The following is a 26887-nucleotide window of genomic DNA, read 5'->3' as shown; positions in this document are numbered from 1 at the left end:
TCGGGCACCATGCTCCCAACGGCGGCAACCCGCGCCGATTCCAATGCGGCACGCGCGGCGTTGTCGGGCCTGGGCTATCCGCTCCGCACGGTCGTGACGCTGTCCGCGGCACTGGCACTGGCCGTCGTCGGATGGGTTGTACCCGTCGAGCGCGGCGTCATGTGGGGATGGATGGCGATCGTCGTCACGCTTTCCGCGCTGATCGTCTGGCTGCATTCGCGCGGATTGACGCGCGCCCGGGAACGAAACGTTCATGTGATTGCACAACTGGGCGCGGCGACCGCCGACCTGCCCGTCACGCTGCGCACGAAAATGCCGCTCGCTCTCGTCACCGGCGACGATCTGTCCGCGTTGTTCGATCGCGATACGGCCATGTCGCGTTTCGTGCATGTCGGCGACGGCGCGATCTGGTTGCGAGCCAACCGCCCTCAGGATCTTCCCCGGCTTGCCGTCGCGGTCCGCCAGTGGCGGGACGGTCACGCGCCGGATTGTGTCGTGCTGGCGGTCGCGCCGGGCCTTCATGCGAACGACGACACGCTATCGCAGTCGCTGCGCGTGATCCGGCAGGCCGTTGCTGATGCGTCCCGCATGCTCGGCGCGGCGCTGCCGGGCTATGTCGCCATCTATCAGCGGCTCTCGAACGCAAACGCCGCGGCGACGCCGCCGGCCGTCGAATCGGCGGTCCGGTGGTATGGCATGTCGACCGGATCGGCCATCGTCGACATGCATCGCTTCGATACCGCGATCGACGCAGCCGAGTCGGATGCCCTCCATGCCGACGGGAGCCCGGCGGTCGCGGCACGCGCCGCCGGCGTCGCATCGATGATCGGATGGACTCGACGCGTCGTGTTCGACACGCTGACGGATCGACGCCAGCCCGCATCGCCCTGGCCGTTGTTCGGCGCCGGCTGGATCGACCACGGCCCGGCGAGCGGCCCCGGCCAACCGTGGGAACGTGAAGTCCGCAGCCTGACAGGTATCGCCCCGGCCGCACTGCCTGCGTCGTCGACGCCATGGCCATTGCCGCAACCGCTGATCGATGCGATGCCGCGCCGATCGTGGCGGTCGCCGCGCATCACCGCCGCCGCGCACGTCATCGCGATCGTCGCCTGCGCCGCAATCGCCGCCATCTGCGGAGCCGCAAAGAACAACGATGCGTTGATGACCCGCATCGGCGAGCACCTCCAACACTACAACCGTATCCCCGCCACGCACGACGCGGCCAAACGCGACGCCCTCCGCATCCTTGCGTCGGACCGCGATCAGCTCGACCGATACGCACGGGTCGGCGTGCCGCTCCGGCTGTCGTTCGGCACCTATCGCGGCGCACCGCTGCTGCCCATCCTCAACGACGCAATCGCGTCGTACGAACCGCCCCCGCCGCCGCCCGCCGTCGTCACACTGGACAGCATGTCGCTGTTCGACAGCGGCAAGGCAAGGCTCCGAACGGGCACCACGCGCGCGATGGTCGATGCGCTCGAACTGATCAAGGCCCATCCGGGCAAACGCGTGCTCGTTGCGGGCTACGCGGACGATCAGGGTCGGCCCGATCGCAATCTGAAACTATCGATCGATCGCGCGTCGGCCGTGCGCGACTGGCTCGTCGAAGCGTCCGGCATCCCGCCGACACGGTTCGCGATCCAGGGCTACGGCGATACGCGGCCGGTTGCCGACAACGCCACGCCGGAAGGGCGGGCGAAGAATCGTCGGGTCGAGATCACGCTCGTGCCCGATACACCGGTGCCTGTCGTCCCGACCGGCGCCGCGAAGTAACACGCGTTTGGGTTCCCGGGGCAGTCGCCCCGGGGTTATCAGCGCCGGAATCCGGTTCCGGCGATTCGCAGTACGAAGAAGAAGGAGTGAACAAATGGCAATTCCGGCCTACATGTGGCTCAAGGACGACGGTGGCGCGGACATCAAGGGTTCGGTAACCGTGCAGGATCGCGAGGGTAGCGTCGAACTGGTTGCGTTCGATCATGGCGTGCACATTCCGACCGACGGCAATACGGGCAAGCTGACCGGCACGCGCGTGCACAAGCCGATCACGCTGACGAAGGAGACCGACGCGTCGACGCCGTACCTGTACAAGGCCGTGACGAGCGGCCAGACGCTGAAGTCGGTCGAGATCAAGTGGTATCGGATCGACGACGCGGGCAAGGAAAAGGAATACTTCAACACCAAGCTCGACAACGTGAAGATCGTCGCGGTGAAGCCGAAGATGCTCGACATCAAGAACCCCGACTACGAGAAGCACAACCATCTCGAAGACGTGGAACTGCGTTACGAGACGATCACGTGGTCGTACAAGGACGGCAACATCATCCACAAGGACACCTGGAACGAACGTTCCTGATGGATTGACCGGCTGGCGGAATCCGTCGCGCTTGCGCGGCGGGATTCCGCTCCTCCGGGCGCCCGCCCCCTTCCTTTCCTGATCCGATACCGACATGACGCCGCCGCTCCGGGACGCTTCCCATCTCATTCGCCGCCTCAATCCCCACTGCACGCGCGCACTCGAAGCCGCGGCGAATCTTTGCCAGACCCGGCTCGCGGACGAAATCGCGGTCGAGCACTGGGTGCTGAAGCTGATCGAAGCCGACGACGGCGACATTCCCGCGCTGCTGCGCCACTACGACCTCGACATCGACGCCGTCTGGGATGCGATGATCGACGTGATCGAGCGCATGCCACGCACGTTGCGCGGCATGCCGGCACTGTCGCGACAACTCGCCACGGTGCTGGAGGATGCGTGGGCGCATGCGATGGCCGACGATCCCGACAACTTGATTCGTTCCGGGCACCTGCTGCAAGCGATCGTCGACGCCCCTCATGTCCTGCGCACCCAGCGTGCGTGGCCGCTGCTGTCCGTCTCCAGCGCGCAGATTCGTCGCGTGCTGCCCCGGCTCGGGCGGCGCTCGTGCGAAAACGCAGTTGACGAACCCATATCGGTACCCGAAGCCGACTCGGCCGGCGATCTGCGCGCAACTGGAACACCGACGTCGGCCGCCGCGGCACACCCTACCCCCACGCGCGCGATCGAGCACGACGCACTCGCGCGCTACACACTCGACCTGACCGAAAAGGCGCGTCGCGGCGAGATCGACCCCGTCTTCGGACGCGACCGCGAAATCCGGCAGATGATCGACGTGCTCGCGCGCCGCCGCAAGAACAATCCGATCCTGGTCGGCGAACCGGGCGTCGGCAAGACCGCGCTTGTCGAGGGGCTCGCGTTGCGCGTGATCGACGGCGGCGTTCCGGAAACGATCCGCGGCACCCGCATCCTGACGCTCGATCTCGGCTTGCTGCAGGCCGGCGCCGGTGTAAAGGGCGAATTCGAGCAACGGCTGAAGAACGTGATCGACGAGGTGCGAGCTTCGACGACACCGATCCTGTTGTTCATCGACGAGGCGCACACGTTGATCGGTGCCGGTAACGCGGCAGGCGGCGCCGATGCCGCCAACCTGCTCAAGCCGGCGCTCGCACGCGGCGAGTTGCGCACGATCGCGGCCACCACGTGGGCCGAATACAAGCAATACTTCGAACGCGATGCGGCACTCGAACGGCGCTTCCAGGTCGTCAAGGTCGACGAGCCGGACGATGAAGCAGCCTGCCTGATGCTGCGCGGGCTCGCCGGCCGCTATGCAGCCCATCACGAGGTTCACATCCGCGACGAGGCGATCGTCGCGGCCGTCCGCCTGTCGCGCCGCTACATTCCGGCGCGACAGTTGCCGGACAAGGCCGTGGATCTGATCGATACGGCAGCCGCGCGCGTGCGGATGGCACTCGACGTACCGCCGGCGGAACTGCAACAGGCGCATGCGGCGCTGGCGGCGCTCGAGCTGGAACGCGCGGCGCTCGATGCGGACGCCCGCGCCGGCATCACCGACATCGCGGAACGCCGTGCCGCGATCGATACGGAGCACGACGCGATGCGCGACACCGCCGACACGCTGCTCGGTCAGTACGCACGGGAGCGCGAACTCGTCGATGCAGTGCGCACGCTTCGTGGTGCGGCCGACCCCGCGCCTGATCCGGCTGACGTGATCAATGCGATCGATGCACTGGCGAACGCTCAAGGAAAGTCGCCGATGATCTCCCCCGACGTCGATGCGCAATCGATCGCGCGCGTGGTCGCCGAATGGACCGGCGTACCGGTCGGCAATCTCGTCGAGGACGAACTGCGGAGCCTGCTCGCGCTCGAGTCGACGCTCGCGACACGCGTGATCGGGCAGAACGATGCGATCGGCGCATTGGCGGAGAGCCTGCGCACCGCCAAAGCCGGCCTGAAAAGCGAGCACGCGCCGCTCGGCGTATTCCTGCTCGCCGGGCCGTCCGGTGTCGGCAAGACCGAGACGGCGCTCGCGCTCGCCGACGTGCTGTTCGGCGGCACTGCGGCGCTGACGACGATCAATCTGTCGGAGTACCAGGAAGCGCACACGGTATCGCAGCTCAAGGGTTCGCCGCCCGGCTATGTCGGTTACGGCCGCGGCGGCGTGCTGACCGAAGCCGTGCGCCAGCGTCCGTACAGCGTCGTGCTGCTGGACGAAGTGGAGAAGGCGCATCGCGACGTGCTCGATATTTTCTATCAGGTGTTCGACCGCGGCACGATGCGCGATGGCGAAGGGCGCGAGATTGATTTCCGCAACTGCGTGATCGTGATGACGTCCAATCTCGGCAGTGCGCAGATCGACGACGCGACGGCCGAAAACGCGTCGATCACGCAGGTCGCCCTGCGCGAAGCCATTCATCCGCAGCTGGTCGCGCATTTTCAGCCGGCGCTGCTCGCACGCTTCGAGACGCTCGTCTATCGGCCGCTCGATGCCGCGGCGCTTGCATCGATCGTGCGGATCAAACTGGACAAGATTGCCGAACGCCTGCATCGGCAACACGCCGTCACGCTAACGTGCGACGACGATCTGATCGAATCGATCGCGCAGCACTGCGTGTCGCGGGAATCCGGCGCACGCGGCGTCGATGCGTTCCTGAACCAGCGCGTGCTGCCCGTCGTATCCCGTGAGCTGCTTGCCCGGATGGCAACGGGTGTCACGACATCGACGATTTCTTTGACAGCCGGTATGGCCGGCACTCTGACAATTAGCTTCGATGATTCAACCACGCGATGATCTCTGACGTCTCAACGATAAGAGAGCACGATTATTCCGGTTCGCGTTCAACGGAAATATCCATGGAATTTCTTCTTATTTTAGTTTTGGTGTGGCTATACAATGCATTCAGACTAATAAACCTTCCCTGCAAAGTCGTTCGCAGGCGCTGGAATTCTCAAGATATCTGGACTTTCGTGTCGCTCGGTCGACTGTTCCGCTTAGCCCTGGTCTATTTCATTACGGCTCCGATTCCGCTTCTTATCCTCTGGTTAATTATGGCGGCCGGCGCCAGCGGCGGCCCGATTGGAGGCATTTCGGAATCTACTCAGTTGGCGGCATGGGTTGCACTCTGGATTTTCCTGTTTGCCGCATCGGTCGCGTTGCTGCTGTCCTTCTTTCGACTACTCCGCATCCTTGTCGTAAAAAGCATGTCTAAAGCCAGTAAAGAGAACTGACCATAACGGAAGAGATAGCGACACGATGACCGCCGGCCCCTCCCTCTACGACATGCTGCTCGGCCAGATCGGCGGCGAGCCGATCGGCGCCTACGACGACCGGACACTCGAATGCCTGAGCGTGCAGCAGAACGTGCGCCGCATTCTCAATACGCGGGCCGGTGCGCTCAAGCACCTGCCCGACTACGGGTTGCCCGACCTCACGAACATCTACAAGGCATTGCCCGCGTCGGCGCATCTGCTCAAGCAGCAGATGGAAGCCACGCTATTGAAGTACGAGCCGCGCATCCGTTCGATCCACGTCGGGATCGTCGACAACCGCGATCCCGGCATCCTGGTCAGCTTCGAAATGACCTGCCACCTGAAGAACACGGGACTCGTACGCTTCGGCACCTACTTCGAACCGCCGGGCCGCCTGCGCATCGAACGGCGCATCGACCGGCCGTGATCGCACACCCTCACTGCTCGTGCGCGAGGTGCGCGGCAAACCCCACCTTCTCCGGCGCGATCCCGGCCTTCAGCGTCAGCGCCGGAATTTCGTAGTCCCCTGCATTCTGCCGCCGGAACGGAATCGGCCGTGCGGTCCACAGTTCGTCGAGACGCTTGCCGAGCGCCGCGCGCGTTTCGTCGAAGCGCACGTCGTTCATCCGTCCCGTCCGATAGATCACGAACGGCGGCAGCACGTCGAACCCCGGGTAATACAAAATTCCGTGCTGGATCGGAAACAGCACGTCGTCGATCGGCCCGTTGATGCCGCGTGCGCTGTAGTGCGACTCCCAGCCGCCCGTCGTGACGATCACCATCGCACGCTTGCCCGCCAGCGAGCCCTCGCCGTAACGGTCGCCCCAATGCTGGTCGGAATGCTCGCCGACGCCGTACGCGAAGCCGTACGCATACACACGCTCGACCCAGCCCTTCATGATCGCCGGCATCGAGAACCACCACAGCGGAAACTGCAGGATCACCGCGTCGGCCCACTTCAGCTTGTCCTGTTCGCGCGCGATGTCGTCGCGCTGCGTGCCCGTCTCGAACGCACGCTTCGAATCGAGCGCGGGATCGAAGCGCGCGTCGGGCGCACGGTCGGTCACGTCATGCGCGTCGAACGCGGCCTTCCAGTTCATCGCGTACAGATCGGTCACCTGCACGGTATGGCCGGCCGCTTCGAGATGCTCGACCGCGAAGTCCCGCAACGCGCCGTTGAGCGAGCGCGGTTCGGGATGGGCATAGACGATCAGCACATTCATGTTCACTGCTCCGTTGATTGAATGACTGCAGGATGCCGGCGCCAACGGTATATTGGAAATGAATTCCCGATATTCCAGGTATAGCCATGAACAATCTCAGACGACTGGACCTGAACCTGCTGGTCACGCTCGACGTGCTGCTCGCCGAGCACAACGTCACGCGGGCGGCCGAAAAACTGAACATGTCGCAGCCGTCGGTCAGCGTGCAGTTGCAGAAACTGCGCGACCTGTTCGGCGATCCGCTGCTGCTGCCGGGGCCGCGCGGGATGCGGCCGACCGCCCGCGCCGAAACGCTGCGCGAGCCGCTGCGGGACGCGCTCGACGCGCTCGAGCGGGCGGTGCTGACGGCCACGCCGTTCGATCCGGCGACCGCGACGAACACGTGGCGCGTGGCCGCGACCGACTATGGCGAATCGACGATCGTCCTGCCCGCGCTGAACACGTTGCGCTCGGCCGCCCCCGCTGCGCGGCTCGCCGTCGTCGAACTCGTGCCGCCGCGCATCGAGCAGGACGCGGAGCGAAACGGCATCGACCTGGCCTTCCATATGACCGAAGCGTCGCCGGAAGGCATGCGGCGCCTGCCGCTGTTCGTCGAGCGATACGTGCTCGTCGGCCGCGCCGGTCATCCAAAGCTGAAGCGGCGCCCGACGCTCGCGCAGTTCGGCGCGCTGGAACACGTGATCGTGTCGCCCGACGGAGGCGGCTTTTTCGGCGTGACGGACGAAGCCCTCGCGAAAGCGGGCGCGGCGCGGCGTGTCGTGCTGTCGGTTCCGCATTTCCTGTTCGTGATGTCGGCCGTCGCCAGCACCGATCTCGTCGCCATGCTGCCGGAGCGGCTGGTCCGCAACACGCCCGCGTTACGCGTCGTGGAAGCGCCGGTCGAAGTCCCCGGCTACGAGATGTCGATGCTGTGGCACGAACGCGTGCATCGCGATCCCGCGCATCGATGGTTGCGCGAGACGATCGCCGCGTCGCTATGAATCGCTCGCGGCACGAGCGCAACCGCACTTTCCATCGTCCGAAACGGGCCGCGGCACACGCGTATTCATTCAGGACTTGAAACCGCCCCGAACACTGTATATATTTACAGTGCTTTTGCACCATTTGACCCGAATTCCGTCACCCATGACGGACGGACTTTTGTGAGGCGACCATGTTCCAGTCATCCGCATTCGATCCCGAGCAACCCGGCTTCAACCCCGGCCACTTCGAGCGTGCCGCGCAGCGCGCGGTCGTCGATCTGCAGCGTGTCGTCGGCGGCCCTGCGCAGCGCGCGCTCGGCCTGCGACGCCGCACGCATCCGGCCGCCGTCCGCACGATGAGCTGGCAGGCGCTGCTGAACGTCGAGGAACTCGCGTTCTCGAACGCCGGTTTCCTGAGCCGCAACGATCCGACCGTCGTCGACGCGTTCATCCGCCTGCGCGACAGCCGGCTGGTCGCGGCGGACGTCGAGGAGCCGGTCGACTGGCGTCGCGACGACGACGACCTGCCGGCCGTCTACCTGATCGTCAAGGCGATGCTGGAAGCGGAAGAGGAGGAACGGGCCGAAGCGGCCTGACGCACGCAGGCCGGTGGCCGGTGGCCGGTGGCCGGTGGCAGATGGCAGATGGCAGATGGCAGATGGCAGCGTGCCGGAATCGTCGCGTCGCATGGCGCGCGGCACATCGATTCCGCGCCGTCGGCGTGCCCCGGCCTGACGAATCATCGGGCGGAAAACCGCGCGCCGTCGCGCAGGCAAGGCACCGCCGCGCGACGCGCGCCGTCCCGAAACCCGGAACGATTGCCCGTTACAGCCGCGCGGCGAGACGCGAACCCTGATCGATCGCACGCTTCGCATCGAGTTCGGCCGGCAGCTCCGCGCCGCCGATCAGATGCACCGACCGTCCGGCTGCCTGCAGCGGCACCAGCAGCGCGCGCTGCGGTTCCTGCCCCGCGCACAGCACGATCGTGTCGGCTTCGATCAGTTCGTGATCGGTGCGCTGTTCGCCGTACGACACGTGCAACCCGCGCGCATCGATCAATTCGTAGTTCACGCCGCCGATCATCTTCACCTGCTTCATCTTCAGCGTCGCGCGGTGAATCCAGCCGGTCGTCTTGCCGAGCCCCTTGCCGAGCGGCGCGGCCTTGCGTTGCAGCAGCGTCACTTCGCGCGCGGGCGCCCCGACCTGCGCGCGCGTCACGCCGCCGCGCGTCGCGGCCGGATCGGTCACGCCCCACTCCGCTTTCCACTCTTCCAGATCGAGCGTCGGCGATTCGCCGTCCTGCACCAGATACTCGGCGACATCGAAGCCGATGCCGCCCGCGCCGACCACCGCGACACGCCGGCCGACCGGCTGCCTGCCGGCGAGCACGTCGATATAGCTGAGCACGTTCGGCCCGTCCTGCCCGGGAATCTTCGGGTCGCGCGGCGCCACGCCGGTGGCGAGCACGATCTCGTCATAGCCGCCCGCGATCAGGTCGCTCGCGTCGACGCGGCGGTTCAGGTGCAGGTTCACCCCGGTCAGCTCGACCTGGCGGCCGAAGTAACGCAGCGCTTCATCGAACTCTTCCTTGCCCGGGATCCGCTTCGCCATGTTGAACTGGCCGCCGATCTCCGCGGCCGCGTCGAACAGGTCGACGTGGTGGCCGCGCTGCGCGAGCACGGTCGAGCACGCGAGCCCGGCCGGCCCCGCCCCGACGACCGCGATGCGCTTCGGCTGCTGCACTCGCGTGTAGACCAGTTCCGTCTCGTGGCAGGCACGCGGGTTCAGCAGGCATGACGCGATCTTGTTCTTGAATGCGTGGTCGAGACACGCCTGGTTGCAGCCGATGCAGGTGTTGATCTCGTCGGCGCGGCCCTGCGCGGCCTTGACGACGAACTCGGCATCCGCGAGCAGCGGACGCGCCATCGACACCATGTCCGCGCAGCCGTCCGCGAGAATCTGCTCGGCCACTTCGGGCCGGTTGATCCGGTTGGTTGTCACGAGCGGGATGCCGACCTCGCCCTTCATCTTCTGGGTCACCCACGCGAACGCGCCGCGCGGCACCGACGTCGCGATGGTCGGCACGCGCGCCTCGTGCCAGCCGATCCCCGTGTTGATGATGGTCGCACCCGCGCGCTCGACGGCCTTCGCAAGCTGCACGGTCTCGCGCCAGTCGCTGCCGTCCGGAATCAGGTCGAGCATCGACAGCCGGTAGATCAGGATGAAGTCGCGCCCGACCGCTTCGCGCGTGCGCTCGATGATCTCGATCGGCAGGCGGATGCGGTTTTCATACGAGCCGCCCCACTGGTCGCTGCGCTTGTTCGTATGCATCGAGATGAACTGGTTGATCAGGTAGCCCTCGGAGCCCATGATCTCGACGCCGTCGTAGCCGGCCTCGCGCGCGAGTTGCGCGCAGCGGACGAACGCACGGATCTGCCGCTCGACGCCGCGCGCGCTGAGCTCATGCGGCGCGAACGGCGAGATCGGCGACTTGATCTTCGACGGCGCGACCGCGAACGGGTGGTAGCCGTAGCGGCCGGTATGCAGGATCTGCAGCGCGATCTTGCCGTCGTCCGCATGCACGGCGTCGGTGATCACGCGATGGCGCCGCGCGCCGGCGGACGTCATCAGCGTGCCGCCGAACGGCTTGGTCCAGCCGGCCACGTTCGGCGCGAAGCCGCCGGTCACGATCAGGCCGACGCCGCCGCGCGCACGTTCGGCGAAATAGTCGGCGAGCCGCGGCAGCGTCTTGCGGCTGTCCTCGAGGCCCGTGTGCATCGAGCCCATCAGCACGCGATTCTTCAGCGTGGTGAAGCCGAGGTCGAGCGGTGCGAGCAGGTGGGGAAAGGGGGTCGTCATGATGAGTCTGCCGGTAAGCGATGGGTGTCATCGTAGGCGCGCGCCGCCTTGAACGTGAGGGGGCAAACAGCCATAATGCTTGTCATTTCCGGCCAAATCGACATGACCTCCCCGTCACGCAAGGATCACCTCGGGCTCCGCCGGCCGACGATTCCGGTCGCCTATACGCGCCTGCTGCTGCAGGCGCTGGCCGCGCGCGGCGTCGATCTGGCCGCGGTGCGCGCAGGCACCGGGCTGCGCGACGCGGTGTTGGCCGAACCGGACGCACGCGTCGCGCCGTCGCAATGGGGCCGGCTCGTGCTCAACGCGATCGAGATCGGCGGCGATCCGGGCATCGGGCTCGCATTCGGGCTGCTGCTGAAGCCGACCGTGCACGGCTTCCTCGGCTATGCGACGCTGACCGCGCGGGACATTCGCGACGCGCTGGTCGTCACGCAGCGCTACTTCCGGATGCGCAATCGCCAATATCGTCTGACCTACGCGGAGGACGAACACGGCGCGACACTCGAACTGCACGGCGTGCAGGCGAGCCCCGTGCTGCAGCATCACGTGATGTTCGAGTTCGTGCTGACCGGGCTCGCGCAAAATATCTCGCAGTGGTCCGGGCGCGCGTCGCCGCCGATCGCGTTGCGCTTCGCGTGGCCGGAGCCCGGCTATTTCGCGCGTTATCGCGACCAGTTGCCGCCGGTCGAATTCGGCTGCGCGGCGAATGCGCTGTGGATCGCGCGCGACGTGCTCGACTGGCCGCTGCCGCTCGCCGACGAAGTCGCACATCGGCAGGCGCTCGTGCAGGTCGAACGCGAGTATGCGCAGGTACGCCAGGAGGAAGGCGATCTGGTCGAGCGCGTGCGCGCGGAACTGGCGCGCACGGCCGGCGACTATTCGAGCCCGGAGGCGCTCGCCGACGCGCTGCTCGTGTCGACCCGCACGTTGCGGCGCCGGCTCGAGGAAGCCGGGTCGAGCTACCGGCAACTGCTCGACGAAGCGCGGTTTCGCGATGCAAAGCAGTTGCTCGCTGCCTCGGACCTCGACCTGAAGACGATCGCCGAGCGGCTGCAATTCACCGACCCGGCGAATTTCACGCGCGCATTTCGACGGTGGGCCGGGCAGACGCCAAGTGCCTATCGGGAGGCGGCCGGCGATCCGGCACGCGAATAAGCGGGAAGGTCAGCTGCCGACGTCAATCCGCGCGCCGCCATCGCCTTCGAGTGCCTCGATCCGCACCTCGCCGGTCGCCGCGACAATCGCGTCATACACGTCGTCCGTCACGCAAACCACCGGCACCGCGATCGCATACAGCTCCGCCGCCACGATCGCGCCGATCGAGATGATCAGGTCGCGCTCCTTCAGCACGATCCCGACCGGCCCCGTGCCGTTGCGCACCGCTTCCGCGAGCACGCTGCTGCTCGAACTCGAACCCTTCGCGTGCGGCATCACCATGATCCGGCCGGCCAGGCTCGCGCCGGCCTGCGGATGCCCGCGATCGACGATCCGTCCCGCGCCCGAATCGTAGCCGCCCCAGAAGCTGAGCGGCTTGTCGAGCACGATCGTGTTCGCGCATGCGCTGCCCGGCACGAGCGTGTCGCCCGTCAGTTGCCCCATCGTTGCTTCAGTCATCGAATCGCACCTTTCCTTCGAACGCGGAGCGCACGCACTCGCGCATGCTGCCGTACGCGACCGTGACGCCGATGTTCGCGGGCGCATACGACGCCCACTTCCCCGAGTTGGTCATCACCAGGCCCGACAGCTGTTTCATTACCGGCGTGATGTACGTGCAGGTGTCGACGACGATCTGGACGCCGCGCGCGTCGAATTTGCCGGCGAGCCCGAGCTCGTCCAGCTCCCACAGGATGAAGCGGCTCGTGTTCACGTAGAAATCGCACTTCGGCTTGCCGTCGAACTGATCGAGCAGCGCGTCGAGCGTGCGGAATTCGGCCAGCGAAAAATGCGGCGTGCCGAGCGCGACCGCGACGAGCGCATCGCCGGCCGCGCCATGATTCAGCGTGCGGCGGATCTCGTCGAGATCGGCCATCGCGACATCGACCGTTCGCTGCGCCGCTTGCCCGTGCAACGCGGCGTCGAGCGTCGGCGCCTCCGGGGTGACGCCCACCGCATGGAACAGCGCGACGGCCCCGCTCGATGCGGCGGCCGCGCCAAGCGCCTTGAGTTCGTCTTCCGTGGTGTCCGCGGGCAGCCCGACGATCGCAGGCACGATCGCGCCCGCGATCCTGCCGATCAGCAACCCGAGCGCCGCGAAATAGATGTCGCGCGACGGCCGGTTGCGGAAGTCCGGCGCGTTGAATACGATCCGCGCCGCGCGATTCGATTCGACGTGCAGGCCCGCATACGGCGCACGCCCCGTAATCGCCGCGGCCAGATCGAGAAAGTCGCCATAGCGGCTGGTACGCGCACCGAGCACCGAATTCGCGAACACGATCGCATTGGATTCGGCCCACGCGATCTGCTCGCCCAGGCGCGGACGATGCTTCAGCTGATACGGCGCGCATGTGAAGCTCGATTCGCAGCCGAGCTGCAGATGCGCATCCATCAGCCTGCGGGCGTCGCGCTCGATCGTGCGATCGCCGTGATACAGCTCGGGATGGATCAGGTCGAGCGACCCGACGTTCAGCGTGGTCGGCACCGCGACTTGCGCGCCGGTGTCGACGAAATACTCGACGAAGTCGAGGCTCGTCTGGCCGTGGTAAAGGCAGCCGTCGATATGCGCGGACGTGATGTCGATCAGGTGCGGCGCCGACATGACCTCGGCCGTGCGCGTGACGATCCGCATCGCGCGTGCGACGCCGTCGCCGAATGCGCCGCGCAACATCGCGTCGTCGCGCTCGCTCAACTGCAGCATGGGGGGTGCTCCTCGTGTCTCGTCCGGCGGGTCCGGATCGCTTTTGTCATACTACCGCGCGTTGCGGTTATCGCTGCGCCGTCACGCTGAACAGCTCGTCGCGCAGCGCCTTCGCCCGGTCGCGGCCGAACTGCGTCTCGAACTCGTCCTGCGCGGCCTGCCACGCGGCTTTCGCCTGCGCGTAGGTGCGCTCGCCGAGCTTCGTCAGGCTGAGCGCGTGCGCGCGTGCGTCATGCTCGGACGCGGCCGCGGCGACGAATCCGTCGCGCTGCAGCGGTTTGAGCGCGCGCAACAGCGTGGTGCGGTCCATTACCAGCGTATCGGCAAGCTCGCTCATCACCAGGCCGGGCCGGCGCGACAGGTTCGCCATGATCGAGAACTGCGCGGGCGTGACCCCGACCGGGGCCAGATGCCGCTCGTAGAGTTGCGTGACGAAGCGCGCCGCCTGGCGCAGCGCGAGGCAATTGCAGGCTTGGGCGATCTCGATATCGTTCATGCTTGGCAATTTATATGTGCATATGCATAAAGTCAATGTACACTCCGCCGTAACATGGCCGGGCCGGCCGCTTTCACCGCGCGCCGCCATCGCCGCGAGGAGACGAACATGGACTACATCGACAAGCTGCGGATCTTCCGGTCGGTGGTGGAAATGCGCAGCTTCACGCGCGCCGCCGACATGCACGGCCTCGCGCGGCCGGTCGTGTCGCGGGCGGTCGCGGATCTCGAGGCGCGCTTCGGCAGCCGCCTGCTGCACCGGACCACGCGCCAGGTCTCACTGACCGAAACCGCCGAGCGCATCTACGAACGCTGCGCGGCCGTGCTCGACGAACTCGACTCGCTGGAAGCGCAGGCGCAGTCGCACACGCGCGAGCCCGAGGGGCTGCTGCGCCTCGTCGCGCACACGACGGCCGCACTGAACCGGCTCGTGCCGCTGATCGCCGGCTTCAAGGCCGCGCATCCGAAGGTGCGCCTCGACGTCACGCTGACCGAGCGCCCGGTCGACCTCGTCGGCGAAGGCTACGACATCGGCATCGTCGTGCCGTACATGCTGACGAGCGAAACGACCGTGGTGCGCCTGGTCGAACGCATTCCGGTGGTGATCGTCGCGACGCCCGCGTATCTGCGCGCGCATCCGCGTCCGGAGACGCCGGCCGCGCTCGCCGATCATGCGTTCGTGCCGCTGTCGCCGTCGCTGCGCCGGCCCGCGCTGTCGTTCCGCGTCGACGGCGACACGCTGACCGTGCCGTTGAGCTTCGACATCTCGTCGAACAGCCCCGTCTTCAACCGTGAAATGGTGATGCACGACTTCGGCATCGGCGTCGTGCCGAGAACGCTCGTCGAGGCCGAACTCGCGTCGGGCGCGCTCGTGCAACTGCTCGAAGGCGCCGATCTGGTCGACGCGTTCGTGGAGATCAAGCTCGCTTACGCGAACCGCGCGCTGCTGCCCGCGAAGGTCAAGGCGTTCATCGACTACACGGCCGCGTATTGCGATCACCAAGGCCGGATTGTTCCTGCCGCAGCCTGATCCGGCGCAAAAACGCGCCGTCCGGCCGCCGATTGGTACAGCCACGACACCAATCTGATCGCGCCCCGACCCTCGCTTCAGGCCGCCTCGCCACCTAATATGTGCACATGCACACGACCACCCTCACCGATGACGATTGCTTCGCGATCCGGCAGGCCGCGCGGCGAATCTCGCAGTTCTACGAGCGCTATCTGTCGCGGGCGGGCGTCACGCCGTCGCAGTACAGCATTCTCGCGCTGCTGCGGGAGCGTCCGGGCCTGACGATGGCGACGCTGTCGGCGGTGCTGGTGATCGAGCGCACGGCGCTCCTGCGCGCGCTCAAGCCGCTGATCGGCGCGGCGCTCGTGACGGGCCGGATGGAGCCGCGTTGCCGCCGCCAGACGTTCGCGCTGACCGAGCACGGCGAAGCCCGGATCGCCGACGCGCATGTGCACTGGCTCGCCGCGCAGCAAGCATTCGAGCAGCGGTTCGGGTCGACCCAGGCGGCCCGCCTCAGAGACGAATTGTTTCGGATCACGCACAACCTGCCGGAGCGCTAGCCCCTTTCCCGATCGATGCGACATCGTCGATCGTTTTAATAAGTGCATATACATAGGTGAATCGATGGAAACGACCCAAGCCGCTGCTTCCCGTGAAGCAGCCACAATCGACCCGCCCGCGAAGCAGCAGCGCCGCGTGCCGTGGATGCGCATCGCGGTGGGCGCCGTGGTCGTCGTCGTGGCCGCGGCCGCGCTCGACTGGCTGTTCGTGCTGCGCTTCCAGGAAAGCACCGACGATGCGTATGTCGGCGGCGACGTCACCGTGCTCGCGCCGAAGGTGAACGGCTTCGTCGACAAGATCCTCGTGACCGACAACCAGCGCGTGAAGGCCGGCGACGTGCTCGTGCAGCTCGATGCGCGCGACTACGATGCGAAGCTCGCGCAGGCCGACGCGGAAGTCGACAGCGCGCGCTCCGCGGTGACGGAACTCGAAGCGAAGCAGCAGCTGCAATACGCGGTGATCGGCCAGCACGCGGCGGACCGCAATGCGTCGTCGGCCGAGCTCACGCGTGCGTCGTCCGACCGCGTGCGCTACCGCGAGCTCGTCAAATCCGATGCGGTGTCGAACCAGATCGTCGAGCGCGCGGATGCCGACTATTCGAAGGCGGATGCGGCCGTCGCCCGCAGCGACGCCGCGCTGCTCGCGTCGAAGCGGCAGCTCGACGTGCTCGGCGCGCAGCTCGCCGATGCGCGGGCCCGCGTGAACACGGCGCTCGCCGCGCAACGCGTCGCGGCGCTGAACGTCGAGTACACGACGATCCGCGCGCCGGTCGACGGCTACGTCGGCAACCGTACGAGCCGCGTCGGGATGCTCGCGAATGTCGGCGTGCCGCTGCTGACGGTCGTGCCCGCGTCGGGGCTGTGGATCGACGCGAACTTCAAGGAAGACCAGTTGCGCAAGATGCGCGCGGGCGATCGCGTCGACGTCACGCTCGATGCGTCGAGCACGCGCCTGCACGGCCGCGTCGACAGCCTCGCGCCCGCGACCGGCGCGACCTTCAGCGTGCTGCCGCCCGAGAACGCGACCGGCAACTTCACGAAGATCGTCCAGCGCGTGCCGGTGCGCGTGCATCTCGATCCGCAGCCGGGCATCGAGCAGGTGCTGCGCCCCGGCCTGTCCGCGGGCGTGACGGTGCACACCGACCACGCGAACTGAACCGGAGCCGACCATGACCACCGCGTTTTCCGGCGACCCCGCGTCGCAACCGACGAAGCAGCGCGTCTTCGCGTTCGCGCTGATGTGCGTCGGCTTCTTCATGGCGACGCTCGACATCCAGATCGTCGCGTCGTCGCTGCGCGACATCGGCGGCGGCCTGTCCGCCAGCCAGGACGAGCTGTCGTGGGTGCAGACGGCCTACCTGATCGCCGAGATCATCGTGATCCCGATGTCGGGCTGGCTGTCGAAGGTGATGTCGACGCGCTGGCTGTTCACCGCGTCGGCGGTCGGCTTCACGATCACGAGCATGCTGTGCGGGCTCGCGTGGGACATCAACTCGATGATCCTGTTCCGCGGGCTGCAGGGCGCGCTCGGCGCCGCGATGATCCCGACCGTGTTCACGACCGCGTTCGTGCTGTTCCCGGGCAGGCAGCGGCTGATCGCGTCGACGACGATCGGCGCGCTCGCGTCGCTCGCGCCCGCGATCGGGCCGGTGATCGGCGGCTGGATCACCGATCAATGGTCGTGGCACTGGCTGTTCTACCTGAACCTCGTGCCGGGCATCGCCGTGGCCGTGCTGGTGCCGCGCTACGTGCATATCGACGAACCCGACCCGAGCCTCCTCAAGCGCGGCGACTATCTCGGCATCGCGCTGATGTCGGGCTTCCTCGGCTGCCTCGAATACGTGCTGGAGGAAGGCCCGCGCAAGAACTGGTTCAGCGACGACGCGATCGTGATCTGCGCGTGGATCTCCGGCATCTGCGGCTTCCTGTTCATCGTGCACGCGCTGACCGCGGACGATCCGGTCGTCGACCTGCGCGCGCTCGTCGTGCGCAACTTCGGGATCGGCAGCCTGCTGTCGTTCGTGACGGGCATCGGCATCTTCGTGACGGTGTTCCTCACGCCGCTGTTTCTGTCGCAGGTGCGTGCATTCAGTTCGCTGCAGATCGGCATCGCGCTGCTGTCGGTCGGCGCGTTCCAGCTGCTCGCGCTCTGCGCGTATGCGTTCGCCGCGCGCTACTTCAGCATGCGCGCGCTGCTCGTGTTCGGGCTCGTCTGCTTCGGCCTCGGCTGCTACCTGTACACGCCGATCACGCACGACTGGGGCTGGCGGGAACTGCTGCTGCCGCAGGCGCTGCGCGGCATCGGCCAGCAGTTCAGCGTGCCGCCGATCGTAACGATGGCGCTGGGTTCGCTGCCGCAGTCGCGGCTGAAATCGGCGAGCGGCCTGTTCAACCTGATGCGCAACCTGGGCGGCGCGATCGGCATCGCGGTGAGCGCGACGATCCTCAACGACCGGCTGAACTTTCACTACCTGCGCCTGAACGAGCACGTGAGCGCCGGCGAGCCCCAGGTCGCGTCGCTGCTCGATCGCCAGGCCGCGTACTGGACCTCGGTGGCCGGCAACACGCTGGATACCGCCCAGGCCGGCCTCGCGAACCTGCACCGCCTGATCTATCGCGAAGCGCTGACGCTCACCTACGCGGATGCGTACTATGCGCTGTCGCTGTGCTTCATCGTCGCGCTGATCGCCGTCGCGTTTTCCCGTCCCATTACCCTGAACGCGCCGCCGCCGGACGCGCACTGAAGCCGAGGTCATCGTCTTGACGTCCTCACCCGCCTAAAGGCAGGTGATTCCCACACCTGGCGATGCACGTCCGCATCGGAGAATGTTCACAGCAGCGTTGGTATCTCGATCATGCTCGACACCACATTCACTGCAGGCCCACTCTCTTACTCGCAGCCCCGCGATACCTTTCGGCCGCGTCGTGCTGTCTCTCGACCCGCACGCCGAACAGGGCTGGGTGGAACCGCTTTCGTCGACTTCCTCGAACGTGGCTCCGTGCGCGATCGCTTTGTAGCGGAGCTTGTTTCGGAAGGACGACCAGGACGCGTCGTAGACGCTTTTCGCCATCCTGGTTCTGGCAAGTTTGACGGCCGACACGTTGCCAACCGCGATGTAATCGAAACGCCGCACCAGATCGAGCGCGAGCTTGTGCTGGAAATCGGCACGGGCATTCGCCACCTTGGCGTGCAGCTTCGCGATATGTCGCTTGTGCTTTCGCGCCCGTTGCGCTTTCGCCAGTTTCTCCGCCGCGCGTCGGCCGAATCGGTCATTGGGCAGCTTCTCGCCCGTCGAAAGTGTGGCAAAGTCTTTCAGGCCGAGATCGATGCCAACACCGGAACGGACCGGGCGGGCCTGCACATCGGGCATCTCGATCACGATGTTGAGAAACCAGTTGCCGCGTGCATCCTGCGCAAAGTTGGTCCCGTCCTTGATCTTGCCTTCGGGAAGCGGTCGGCTGTTGAACACGCGAAACGTGTTGCCGGCGAAACGGAACGCGTCACCCTCGCGCTTCAGGTCACGGCCCTTCAGCGGCACCCAGCCCAGCGATTTCCTGCCGCGATAGCGCAGGTAGGGTCGACGGCGCTGACTGCGCGACTTCGCGTATTGCTCGCACGTTGCATTGACCGTGCCGGAGTGAATGCCGAGCGCCTTGCTGCTCCCCGTCGTCAGCACGTTCAGATCGAATCCCGTCGGCCACTTCTTGCTCCACTTGAGCGCGTGCTTCTGCGTGTCATTGCAGAAGTTCCAGACGTAGTTCACCGCACGGCTCTGCTTGTTGAGCAGTCCGTTGAGCGACTTCACGCGGTAGCGGTAGACAAGAATCATGCCGGTGATCCTAACCCGTGGAAGAAGCTGCCTGTCAACAGCACGCCTTTCCTTCCCGCCATCCGCCCCGAAGGAAGTCCCCTTGGGGGAAATGACGGGGTTTCTCGGAGCAAATTCTGATGAAAAAGCTACTCGTCGCGCTGGCCGTCAGCGCGTTCGCCGCCGGCTGCGCGGTGCAGCCCGCGCAGCATCCCGCGCTGCACGATTCCGTTCAATCGCTCGCGCCCGCCGCGTGGGACACCGACGTGCCGCGCGCGGACATCGACGCTGCCGCGTGGTGGGCGCGGTTCCACGATCCCGTGCTCGACCGGCTGATCGCGACCGTGCTCGACGGCAACCTCGATCTGCAGGCCGCCACCGAGCGCGTGAAGCAGGCGCAGGCGCTGACCGTGCAGAAGCGCGCGGCGCTGCTACCCGAACTCGACGCGACCGCGCATGCGTCCGACGCGCGCCAGAACACGCCGCCGCCGCTCGGCTACGTGCGGCAGGCCGGCATCGGGCTCGCGCTGAGCTGGTCGCCGGACGTGTTCGGCGGCGAACGGCTCGACCTGCTGGCCGCGCAAGCCGAGCTGGTCGGACAACAGCATGCGGAAGATGCGATACGGCTCGCGCTCGCGGCCGATGCGGCGTCCGCGTACGTCGACCTGCGCTGGGCGCAGCAGGAACTGAAGATCCTGCAGGACAACGCGGCGATCCGTCAGCATGCGCTCGAGCTCACGCGCAAGCGCCAGGCGTTCGGACTGTCGACGGAACTCGACGTCACGCGCGCGCAGAACCAGCTCGATGCGCTCGAAGCGCGGATTCCGCCGACGCAGGCGCAGATCGCGCATCAGCTCAACCTGATCGCCGTGTATTCGGGCCGCACGCCCGAGTCGGTCGACCGGCTCGTGCTCGCGCAGGGCGGCGCGATTCCCGCGCCGCCAGCCGGGTCGCCCACCACGCTGCCTTCGCAGGCGCTGCTGCGACGGCCCGATGTGCTCACTGCTTACGCGCAGGTCGAACGGCGCGCGGCGCAGGTCGGTGTCGCGAAGGCCGAGCGGTATCCGAAGTTCTCGCTGAACCTGGCAGACGGGATTCTTGCCGCGTCGTACCTCGGGTTGCCGACGCTGACCGACAACCTGTTCAGCGCGGCGTTGAGCGCGACCAGCCCGATCTTCAACGCGGGGCGGATCACGGCCGACATCACGCAGAGCGAAAGCCGGATGCGCGAGTCGGAACTCGGTTTGCGGCAGACGATGCTACAGGCGCTGCGGGAAGTCGAGGATGCGCGCGCGAACCTCGTCAGCAGCGATGAAGCGACACGGCGGCTCGACAGCGCGCTCGCGGCGTCGGACAAGGCGCTCGGGCTGGCGAATCAGCTCTACAAGGGCGGCGCGACGGATTTTCTGGATGTGCTGTCCGCGCAGGAGGTGTATCTGCGGGACTCGGATGCGCTCAATCAGGTGAGGCGCGAGCATGCGCTGGCCGCGGTCGCGTTGTATCGGTCGCTTGGCGGTGGATGGAGCAGGAACGATGCGGCGGGCGGGACGGACACGCAAGCCGTGGCCGTCGCCGTCGTCGCGAAGGACTGACCGCGGCCACCCTGCGACGCCGGCGCCGTGGCCCGTGCATGCACGGGGTGCCGGGCCGGCGGCGCGATCAGCCGGCGTCGGGCCACCGGTATCCGATCACCTCGCTCAGCGGATACGCGAGTTCACGCACCTCGTCCAGCTGATTGCCGCCGAACAGATGCACGTGCTCGTCGTCATGACGCAGATAGAACCCGACGTGACCTTTCCAGCTCGCGGGATCGTCGCGCGTCAGGATCGCGATGCAGCCGTACACCGGGCGCTTCAGCGGGCGCCCCCACTCGAGCCACGAACGCGCGAGCGCCGACCCCGTGCCGCGAATGCCGGCATGCGTCATGCACCAGTTGACGAACGACGAGCACCACGAAATCTTGTCGTCATAGCCGACGAGATTCGTGTGGTTGTTGTATTCGACGATGCGCGGATTGATGCTGCCGGGCGGGAAACGGCGGATGCCCAGCTCGGCCAGCGCGACGGACATCCACGGCGGATGACCGGATTGCGGATTGCCCTCGGAGTTCGATCGGATCACGACGGTCTCGGCTTCGGTGGTCGGACGGAGGGTTAATCTTCGCATGAATGTGGCGGCGTGATGCCACCGCTTCGTGAACAGCCCGCGATACCCGGCCGCCATCGTCGAACCGATTTCCGACATAGGCGCGAACAATGTGCCGGATTTTTTCGCCTTCGTGCGAATTCCGGATTCGGGACGCGAGCCATTCCGCGAGATCGACTACCATCTGATCAATCGTCGATCTCCAGAACACCTCCTCCGGAAAGGGGCCACGCGCCATGACTACCCGCTCAGACGGCACCTTGTCGTCCGGCATCGCCGACGCGTCGAACCAATCAAGACAGGGCACCGGTGCACAGCCGCGCGTCATTACGCTACCGGCGCATCTTCGGCAGATTCCATCGTGTGATGGAATTCCCGACCTGTTCAATACCTATCTGATCAATATCGGCTTCCTGCTGTTTTTCGGCACGATGTTCGTCGGGCTGCTCACCGCGCCATTCGGCAATGCGTCTTTCGCGCGAGGCGGCTTCATTGGATTCGTTTTGTGGCTCGGCATATTGGGCTGCCTCGCATGGGCGGTGGTCATCGTCATTCGGGCCATGAGGAATACTGGCGGCTGGTTTCATGTGGATGCAACCGGCTTCCGATATGGCATCGGCAAGCGCTCGAATGCGGCAGCCCTGCAGCAGGAACGGCACATCGAATGGCATGAAGTCGTACCCAGCGAGGACCTGCGCTGCGACGTCGAATACGACACGGCATCCCGAGTGGCCATGAGGCCGGCGAGTTTCCAGTTCTGGCGACGCGGTGCCAAGCGCGAACCGGCGACGCGATTCACGCTGCGCACGAGTCTCGTGGATTACGACGCCGACAGTGCCATCCGCTGCGTTCGCTTCAAGAATCATCACGAACTGCTCGTCGCGCTGCTGTGCGGCCTGGCGCATCAGGGGCTGCGTTTCAATCCGGGGACGTTCATCGCCGCCGGGATTCACCCTGAAACCTGGCAGCCGCTCGCAACAGCACGACGCCCGGCCATGATCGCTTTTTCGATCATCGCGCTCGGGCTTCTCGCCTTCTGGGCATGGGGGCGCATGTCGCTGCCCTTTTCGCTGGCGATCCTGATCGTTTCCTTCGTGTATTACTGGACCGAGGGCAGGTACGCTTTATCGCCAGATATCAAGCACTATCCGCGCGATCCGATCGTGTTCCGCATCGACGACGACGCTCCGGCTAACGACGCGAAATCGTAACGGACGGGGCGGCCGGGCGCGAATCGCGTCGGTTTGCCCGCCGCCATTCCGAGACTGCTCCGCATCGCGCCGAAGCAGCCTCGTCGCCCCCCTTCCCCTCACTCCACCGTCACCGATTTCGCGAGATTCCTCGGCTTGTCGATATCCGCACCGCGCAGGCACGCCGCGTGATAGGCGAGTAGCTGCAGCGGCACGACGTGCAGGATCGGCGACAGCAGCCCGTAGTAATCCGGCATCCTCAGCACCGACACGCCGTCGCCGTTGTCGATCCGCGTATCGGCATCGGCGAATACGTAAAGCTGACCGCCGCGCGCCCGCACCTCCTGCATGTTCGACTTGAGCTTCTCGAGCAGCGCGTCGTTCGGCGCGATCGTCGCGACCGGCATCGTGTGCGTCACGAGCGCGAGCGGCCCATGCTTCAGCTCGCCGGCCGGATACGCTTCCGCGTGGATATACGAAATCTCCTTGAGCTTCAGCGCCCCTTCGAGCGCGATCGGGTAATGCAGCCCGCGCCCCAGAAACAGCGCATTCTCGTGCCGCGAGAACTCCACCGCCCAGCGCTCGATCTGCGGCTCCAGCGCGAGCACGTCCTCGAGCGCGTCCGGCAATCGTCGCAGTTGCGTCGCATAGCGGGCGAGCTGCGCATCGTCGACATAGCCGCGCAGCCGGCCCAGCGTCACCGCGAGAATGAACAGCGCGACGAGTTGCGTCGTGAACGCCTTGGTCGACGCGACGCCGATTTCCGGGCCCGCGCGCGTCAGGAACCGCAGGCTGGTCTGACGCACCATCGCGCTGGTCGGCACGTTGCAGATCGCGAGCGTGTCGACATGACCGAGCGCCTGCGCGTACTTGAGCGCGGCGAGCGTGTCGGCGGTCTCGCCCGATTGCGACACGCTGACCACCAGCGTATTCGGCAGCGCGAGCGCGTCGCTGTAACGGTATTCGCTCGCGATCTCGACCTGCGCGGGCAGGCGCGCGATCGTCTCGAGCCAGCGGCGGGCAGTGAGGCCGGAATAGTGGCTCGTGCCGCACGCGAGGATCAGCACGTTGTCGATCTGCTCGAACGCCCGCGCAGCATCCGGGCCGAAGGCCGCCGGATCGAACAGCCCCGCATCGGGAATGGTCGCGGCCACCGCCTGCGGTTGCTCGAAGATTTCCTTCTGCATGAAATGCCGGTACGGCCCGAGCTCGACCACGCCCTGCGTCGACGAGACGGTCTGGATCGGGCGATCGACCGGCGTGCCGCCGCGCTCGAGAATTCGCACGCCGCCCGGCGTCAGCTCGACGATGTCGCCTTCCTCGAGAAAGATGAAGCGATCGGTGATGCCGGCGAGCGCGAGCGCGTCGGACGCGAGAAAGCATTCGTCGTCCTTCAGGCCGACGACGAGCGGCGAGCCGACACGCGCGCCGATCAGCCGCTGCGGCTCATGCTTGCTGAACACCGCGATCGCGTACGCGCCGTGCAGCTGCGACGTCGCATCGCGCACGGCAGCGAGCAGGTCGCCGCGATACTTGCTGTGGATCAGGTGGGCGACGACCTCGGTGTCGGTCTGGCCGTCGAATTCGTAGTGCTCGTCGGACAGTTGCCTGCGCAACGCTTCGTGATTCTCGATGATGCCGTTGTGCACGAGCGCGATTTCGTCGCGCGAGAAGATCGGATGCGCGTTGCAGGTTGCGGGCGCGCCATGCGTCGCCCAGCGGGTATGCGCGATGCCGGTGGTCCCGGACAGCCCGGCGCTGCGCACGTGCGCGTCGAGATCCGCGACGCGCGACACGCTGCGTTCGCGGCGCGCGTGGCCGTCGACGACAGTCGCCACGCCGCATGAATCGTAGCCTCGATATTCGAGGCGGCGCAAACCTTCGATCAGAATCGGAACGATGTTCCGTTGCGCAACCGCGCCGACGATGCCACACATGAAACGCCTCCTTCCCTTTGTCCGTTCATGAACCGTGAGCCGGACCGTGCGCCATTGCGTCAGCGCGATCCGGTCACCGTGACCTCCGCCGTCGTCAACCCGCATTTGGCGGGCACGAGCGGGTCGGTCATCCTGCTTTCGAATGCCAGGTACAGTGCCTCCTCCAGTACATTCCAGTGCGCGCCGTGACGGTACGGTCCCGAGCGCGCATACCAGCAGGCGACGGTGCTCCAGTCATTCATCTTGTATGCGACCAGCGCGATCAACCCCCACGGGAAATCGGAGCCGGCGAGTTGCGTCCAGGTCTTGCCGTACTTCTGCATCCACTGCGCATAGATCCTGTCGTTCGACTGGTCGGGCACCTGGACGCCCGACAGGAGCGGGAAAATCTGCGCGACTTTCGACGGATAGAAGCTCGCGTCGCTGATCTTCTGCGTGCTCGCGCGAAAGCCGGATTGCGTGCCGCGCCAGAACACCTTCACGATCGCCGACGCCAGCCGGTCGGCGCGCTGGCTCCACGGCGCCGCATGCGCGGCGTCGGCGCGGCGCACGTAATACGCGGCGAGCGCCTGGAACGCGCTGTGCACCTCGACGTTGTCCATCAGCAGCGCCACCTGCGGCGACGACGAGATCTGATAGACGCCGCTCGTCTTGTCGAGCAGCGTATCCAGGTGCGCGCCCGCGCGGTTCAGGCTAAGCTCCCACGCGGCCGGCATCCCGTCGGGCGGCGCGAAGCGCGCGAGCAGTTCGATCCAGCTCGCCATCATCGCGTCGTCCGCGTCGGCTTCCGCGCACCGGTTCGTCAGCCCGTCCTTCACGCAATAGCGGTCGAAGCCGCCGTCCGGACGCTGGCGCGGCAACAGCCATGCGATCCATGCAAGTGCCGATCGACGGGCGTCCATCCGCGTATCGGCCGCGGCAAGCAGGGCCTTCGCCGCAAAATAAGGATCGATGCCGGCCCCGTTCAGGCGCACGGTGATCGCGCCGTCCGGGCGTTGATACAGCCCGTTGAGCCGGAGTTCGGCGGCGCCCGCGTGCAGCACGGAGCAGCACGCGGCGACGCAGCAGGCAACGCGCCACGCATGGCACCGCCTGACGGTGGCCGCCACGCATGCGCGTGCGGCCGGGAAAAGCGCGGGCCAGTTCATGATGTGGGGCTCCTGCGCGGTAGTCCTGCGCAATCGTCGGACGCGGCGTTGGCCGCGTCGCGTCCGGCGAACAACATATCGACGGTGTGGTTCGGGGCACCTGGGTGCGCGTGGCACCGAGTCGTAGTCGGAACGATGTCCCGTTGTGCGGCCGCGCCGACGATTCCACATATGACGCGTCTGCCTCCCGGTTCCGTTCATGGACCGGCGCCGTCGCGCCAGCGCGATCCGGTCACCGCTCTCTCCGCCGTCGGGACACGCGTGTCACTCCTGAAACTAGCAAGGGGCGAGCCATGAATCGCCGCGCCCCGTCCGGCAAGGGCCCGTGAGTACTCGATCGACACGCTGCGGATCCGGATCGCATGTTTTTGATTCACCGCCGAATCAACGGTCGCGCTCCGGCGGGGATCCCCCTTGCAAGACACGAGCACCGCGCGCAGCGCCATTCCGGGAAGCCAATCGCTGCGGACAGGCTATCCATCGCTACTGTCGGGCAAGTACCTGTGCGCCTCGCGTTGCAGATCGACAGCCATCGCGCCGATATGTCAGCCCGCTCCGGGCGGGCGTTTCAGATGCGCAACATTTCGCACCCGCCGAGTCTGACGATGCGCACGACGCGATGCCTCGGGGAAATCCTTTGTGCGGAAACAATGCAGGAGAGCAGACGATGTCCTGCCCATTCCTATACAGAAATCGCGTCTCAAAGTGACTCATGGGATCCGCAAGGTCGCCCGCGCTTGGATCGGCAGCGCGTCGCGCGACGCAAGCTGCCGTGCTTCCAATGACGTGACCGGATCGATGTCGCGAACGGTCGGATGTTTACTCGCGTCGGGGCAGCGCGCGGCGCTCGCGCTCGTAGCAATTGTGAAACGTTCCGCGGCAATCCGCGTTTGCGAAGCGACGCGGGCCCGCTCGCAGGGCCGCTGGTTTGAATATTGCTCTATCCGTAGCAGGGACAGGTACCCGTGCGCCGCGACGCGGTGACGTACGCAACCTGACCGACAGACGTCGCGATCAACACATCGAGGAAAGCTCATGACGTGATTGACGATGCAAGGTGCCGGCCAGCGTGATCGCATGCGGGCATGGGACGACTCGCCTGCACGGATGCC

The 26887-nt window shown here is 66.3% G+C and carries 23 protein-coding genes; 14 read left to right on the top strand and 9 right to left on the bottom strand.

The window, feature by feature from the left end; translation table 11 throughout:
- Window positions 1–9 precede the first annotated feature (9 nt).
- The 5 genes from LMA02_RS18875 (at window position 10) to tssE (ending at window position 6008) form a co-directional block, all read left to right on the top strand.
- A complete protein-coding gene (locus LMA02_RS18875) occupies window positions 10–1773 on the top strand; it encodes an OmpA family protein (protein WP_228909316.1) in 1764 nt (587 codons plus the stop codon).
- A 94-nt stretch (window positions 1774–1867) separates the two neighbouring features.
- Complete coding sequence (locus LMA02_RS18870) at window positions 1868–2353, top strand: Hcp family type VI secretion system effector (protein ID WP_006750272.1); 486 nt, start codon at window positions 1868–1870, stop codon at window positions 2351–2353.
- 94 nt (window positions 2354–2447) lie between these two features.
- On the top strand, window positions 2448–5123 hold the full coding sequence (tssH, locus tag LMA02_RS18865; RefSeq protein WP_228909315.1) for a type VI secretion system ATPase TssH: 2676 nt from the start codon (window positions 2448–2450) through the stop codon (window positions 5121–5123).
- 62 nt (window positions 5124–5185) lie between these two features.
- Window positions 5186–5560: a hypothetical protein gene (locus tag LMA02_RS18860; RefSeq protein WP_228909314.1), complete on the top strand. Its 375-nt coding sequence runs from the start codon at window positions 5186–5188 to the stop codon at window positions 5558–5560.
- Window positions 5561–5585: 25 nt separating this feature from the next.
- A complete protein-coding gene (tssE, locus tag LMA02_RS18855) occupies window positions 5586–6008 on the top strand; it encodes a type VI secretion system baseplate subunit TssE (protein ID WP_228909313.1) in 423 nt (140 codons plus the stop codon).
- A gap of 10 nt (window positions 6009–6018) precedes the next feature.
- Here the strand turns inward: tssE and LMA02_RS18850 are convergent, their stop codons facing one another.
- On the bottom strand, window positions 6019–6804 hold the full coding sequence (locus tag LMA02_RS18850) for an NAD(P)H-dependent oxidoreductase (RefSeq protein WP_228909311.1): 786 nt from the start codon (window positions 6802–6804) through the stop codon (window positions 6019–6021).
- A gap of 86 nt (window positions 6805–6890) precedes the next feature.
- On the opposite strand from LMA02_RS18850, the gene LMA02_RS18845 reads away from it, so the two are divergent.
- Both LMA02_RS18845 and LMA02_RS18840 read left to right on the top strand, forming a co-directional pair.
- The gene (locus LMA02_RS18845) at window positions 6891–7784 is read left to right on the top strand and encodes a LysR family transcriptional regulator (RefSeq protein WP_228909309.1); all 894 of its coding nucleotides are present in this window, start codon (window positions 6891–6893) and stop codon (window positions 7782–7784) included.
- Between the two features lie 173 nt (window positions 7785–7957).
- A complete protein-coding gene (locus LMA02_RS18840) occupies window positions 7958–8362 on the top strand; it encodes a DUF2471 family protein (protein ID WP_006750278.1) in 405 nt (134 codons plus the stop codon).
- A gap of 229 nt (window positions 8363–8591) precedes the next feature.
- On the opposite strand, the gene LMA02_RS18835 is transcribed toward LMA02_RS18840, so the two are convergent.
- Entirely contained in the window at window positions 8592–10625 is a 2034-nt protein-coding gene (locus LMA02_RS18835) for an NADPH-dependent 2,4-dienoyl-CoA reductase (protein ID WP_228909307.1), read from the bottom strand.
- A gap of 75 nt (window positions 10626–10700) precedes the next feature.
- Between LMA02_RS18835 and LMA02_RS18830 the strand changes: the two genes are divergently transcribed.
- Window positions 10701–11783 (top strand): AraC family transcriptional regulator, encoded by a 1083-nt coding sequence (locus LMA02_RS18830; RefSeq protein ID WP_228909305.1) that lies wholly within the window; start codon window positions 10701–10703, stop codon window positions 11781–11783.
- Between the two features lie 9 nt (window positions 11784–11792).
- Here LMA02_RS18830 and LMA02_RS18825 read toward each other — a convergent pair whose 3' ends face one another.
- The 3 genes from LMA02_RS18825 to LMA02_RS18815 form a co-directional block, all read right to left on the bottom strand.
- Window positions 11793–12242, bottom strand: a complete 450-nt coding sequence (locus LMA02_RS18825) for an aconitase X swivel domain-containing protein (protein WP_228909301.1) — start codon at window positions 12240–12242, stop codon at window positions 11793–11795.
- Window positions 12235–13482 (bottom strand): aconitase X, encoded by a 1248-nt coding sequence (locus LMA02_RS18820; protein ID WP_228909299.1) that lies wholly within the window; start codon window positions 13480–13482, stop codon window positions 12235–12237. Before LMA02_RS18820 ends, LMA02_RS18825 begins: the two co-directional genes overlap by 8 nt.
- Before the next feature lie 67 nt (window positions 13483–13549).
- Complete coding sequence (locus tag LMA02_RS18815) at window positions 13550–13978, bottom strand: MarR family winged helix-turn-helix transcriptional regulator (RefSeq protein WP_228909298.1); 429 nt, start codon at window positions 13976–13978, stop codon at window positions 13550–13552.
- 108 nt (window positions 13979–14086) lie between these two features.
- Between LMA02_RS18815 and LMA02_RS18810 the strand changes: the two genes are divergently transcribed.
- From LMA02_RS18810 to LMA02_RS18795, 4 genes are all read left to right on the top strand, one after another.
- Window positions 14087–15007 (top strand): LysR family transcriptional regulator, encoded by a 921-nt coding sequence (locus tag LMA02_RS18810; protein WP_228909296.1) that lies wholly within the window; start codon window positions 14087–14089, stop codon window positions 15005–15007.
- Between the two features lie 107 nt (window positions 15008–15114).
- Window positions 15115–15546 (top strand): MarR family winged helix-turn-helix transcriptional regulator, encoded by a 432-nt coding sequence (locus LMA02_RS18805; RefSeq protein WP_166722165.1) that lies wholly within the window; start codon window positions 15115–15117, stop codon window positions 15544–15546.
- Between the two features lie 64 nt (window positions 15547–15610).
- On the top strand, window positions 15611–16702 hold the full coding sequence (locus tag LMA02_RS18800) for an HlyD family secretion protein (RefSeq protein WP_228909294.1): 1092 nt from the start codon (window positions 15611–15613) through the stop codon (window positions 16700–16702).
- 13 nt (window positions 16703–16715) lie between these two features.
- Window positions 16716–18290, top strand: coding sequence for a DHA2 family efflux MFS transporter permease subunit (locus LMA02_RS18795; protein ID WP_228909293.1), 1575 nt, complete (start codon window positions 16716–16718; stop codon window positions 18288–18290).
- 33 nt (window positions 18291–18323) lie between these two features.
- Here LMA02_RS18795 and LMA02_RS18790 read toward each other — a convergent pair whose 3' ends face one another.
- The gene (locus LMA02_RS18790) at window positions 18324–19376 is read right to left on the bottom strand and encodes an RNA-guided endonuclease InsQ/TnpB family protein (RefSeq protein ID WP_228909291.1); all 1053 of its coding nucleotides are present in this window, start codon (window positions 19374–19376) and stop codon (window positions 18324–18326) included.
- A 119-nt stretch (window positions 19377–19495) separates the two neighbouring features.
- Here LMA02_RS18790 and LMA02_RS18785 point away from each other — a divergent pair, with 119 nt between their 5' ends.
- Window positions 19496–20947: an efflux transporter outer membrane subunit gene (locus LMA02_RS18785; protein ID WP_228909290.1), complete on the top strand. Its 1452-nt coding sequence runs from the start codon at window positions 19496–19498 to the stop codon at window positions 20945–20947.
- A 67-nt stretch (window positions 20948–21014) separates the two neighbouring features.
- Here LMA02_RS18785 and LMA02_RS18780 read toward each other — a convergent pair whose 3' ends face one another.
- The gene (locus LMA02_RS18780) at window positions 21015–21425 is read right to left on the bottom strand and encodes a TIGR02594 family protein (RefSeq protein ID WP_228910052.1); all 411 of its coding nucleotides are present in this window, start codon (window positions 21423–21425) and stop codon (window positions 21015–21017) included.
- Between the two features lie 311 nt (window positions 21426–21736).
- On the opposite strand from LMA02_RS18780, the gene LMA02_RS18775 reads away from it, so the two are divergent.
- A complete protein-coding gene (locus LMA02_RS18775) occupies window positions 21737–22711 on the top strand; it encodes a hypothetical protein (RefSeq protein ID WP_228909288.1) in 975 nt (324 codons plus the stop codon).
- Window positions 22712–22809: 98 nt separating this feature from the next.
- On the opposite strand, the gene glmS is transcribed toward LMA02_RS18775, so the two are convergent.
- Window positions 22810–24627: a glutamine--fructose-6-phosphate transaminase (isomerizing) gene (gene glmS, locus LMA02_RS18770; protein WP_228909286.1), complete on the bottom strand. Its 1818-nt coding sequence runs from the start codon at window positions 24625–24627 to the stop codon at window positions 22810–22812.
- A 59-nt stretch (window positions 24628–24686) separates the two neighbouring features.
- Window positions 24687–25775: a hypothetical protein gene (locus LMA02_RS18765; protein WP_228909285.1), complete on the bottom strand. Its 1089-nt coding sequence runs from the start codon at window positions 25773–25775 to the stop codon at window positions 24687–24689.
- Window positions 25776–26887 lie beyond the last annotated feature (1112 nt).

The sequence above is a fragment of the Burkholderia sp. B21-005 genome, assembly GCF_020843965.1.
GTDB lineage: Bacteria > Pseudomonadota > Gammaproteobacteria > Burkholderiales > Burkholderiaceae > Burkholderia > Burkholderia ambifaria.
The sequence above is the reverse complement of the archived record's forward strand: the minus strand, read 5'-3'. Positions and strand labels throughout refer to the sequence as shown.

Excerpts from the sequence above, each read along its gene's own strand:
- LMA02_RS18875 (WP_228909316.1), top strand. The coding sequence starts at position 10 with ATGCTCCCAACGGCGGCAACCCGCGCCGATTCCAATGCGGCACGCGCG.
- LMA02_RS18870 (WP_006750272.1), top strand. The coding sequence starts at position 1,868 with ATGGCAATTCCGGCCTACATGTGGCTCAAGGACGACGGTGGCGCGGAC.
- tssH (WP_228909315.1), top strand. The coding sequence starts at position 2,448 with ATGACGCCGCCGCTCCGGGACGCTTCCCATCTCATTCGCCGCCTCAAT.
- LMA02_RS18860 (WP_228909314.1), top strand. The coding sequence starts at position 5,186 with ATGGAATTTCTTCTTATTTTAGTTTTGGTGTGGCTATACAATGCATTC.
- tssE (WP_228909313.1), top strand. The coding sequence starts at position 5,586 with ATGACCGCCGGCCCCTCCCTCTACGACATGCTGCTCGGCCAGATCGGC.
- LMA02_RS18850 (WP_228909311.1), bottom strand. The coding sequence starts at position 6,804 with ATGAATGTGCTGATCGTCTATGCCCATCCCGAACCGCGCTCGCTCAAC.
- LMA02_RS18845 (WP_228909309.1), top strand. The coding sequence starts at position 6,891 with ATGAACAATCTCAGACGACTGGACCTGAACCTGCTGGTCACGCTCGAC.
- LMA02_RS18840 (WP_006750278.1), top strand. The coding sequence starts at position 7,958 with ATGTTCCAGTCATCCGCATTCGATCCCGAGCAACCCGGCTTCAACCCC.
- LMA02_RS18835 (WP_228909307.1), bottom strand. The coding sequence starts at position 10,625 with ATGACGACCCCCTTTCCCCACCTGCTCGCACCGCTCGACCTCGGCTTC.
- LMA02_RS18830 (WP_228909305.1), top strand. The coding sequence starts at position 10,701 with ATGCTTGTCATTTCCGGCCAAATCGACATGACCTCCCCGTCACGCAAG.
- LMA02_RS18825 (WP_228909301.1), bottom strand. The coding sequence starts at position 12,242 with ATGACTGAAGCAACGATGGGGCAACTGACGGGCGACACGCTCGTGCCG.
- LMA02_RS18820 (WP_228909299.1), bottom strand. The coding sequence starts at position 13,482 with ATGCTGCAGTTGAGCGAGCGCGACGACGCGATGTTGCGCGGCGCATTC.
- LMA02_RS18815 (WP_228909298.1), bottom strand. The coding sequence starts at position 13,978 with ATGAACGATATCGAGATCGCCCAAGCCTGCAATTGCCTCGCGCTGCGC.
- LMA02_RS18810 (WP_228909296.1), top strand. The coding sequence starts at position 14,087 with ATGGACTACATCGACAAGCTGCGGATCTTCCGGTCGGTGGTGGAAATG.
- LMA02_RS18805 (WP_166722165.1), top strand. The coding sequence starts at position 15,115 with ATGCACACGACCACCCTCACCGATGACGATTGCTTCGCGATCCGGCAG.
- LMA02_RS18800 (WP_228909294.1), top strand. The coding sequence starts at position 15,611 with ATGGAAACGACCCAAGCCGCTGCTTCCCGTGAAGCAGCCACAATCGAC.
- LMA02_RS18795 (WP_228909293.1), top strand. The coding sequence starts at position 16,716 with ATGACCACCGCGTTTTCCGGCGACCCCGCGTCGCAACCGACGAAGCAG.
- LMA02_RS18790 (WP_228909291.1), bottom strand. The coding sequence starts at position 19,376 with ATGATTCTTGTCTACCGCTACCGCGTGAAGTCGCTCAACGGACTGCTC.
- LMA02_RS18785 (WP_228909290.1), top strand. The coding sequence starts at position 19,496 with ATGAAAAAGCTACTCGTCGCGCTGGCCGTCAGCGCGTTCGCCGCCGGC.
- LMA02_RS18780 (WP_228910052.1), bottom strand. The coding sequence starts at position 21,425 with ATGTCCGTCGCGCTGGCCGAGCTGGGCATCCGCCGTTTCCCGCCCGGC.
- LMA02_RS18775 (WP_228909288.1), top strand. The coding sequence starts at position 21,737 with ATGACTACCCGCTCAGACGGCACCTTGTCGTCCGGCATCGCCGACGCG.
- glmS (WP_228909286.1), bottom strand. The coding sequence starts at position 24,627 with ATGTGTGGCATCGTCGGCGCGGTTGCGCAACGGAACATCGTTCCGATT.
- LMA02_RS18765 (WP_228909285.1), bottom strand. The coding sequence starts at position 25,775 with ATGAACTGGCCCGCGCTTTTCCCGGCCGCACGCGCATGCGTGGCGGCC.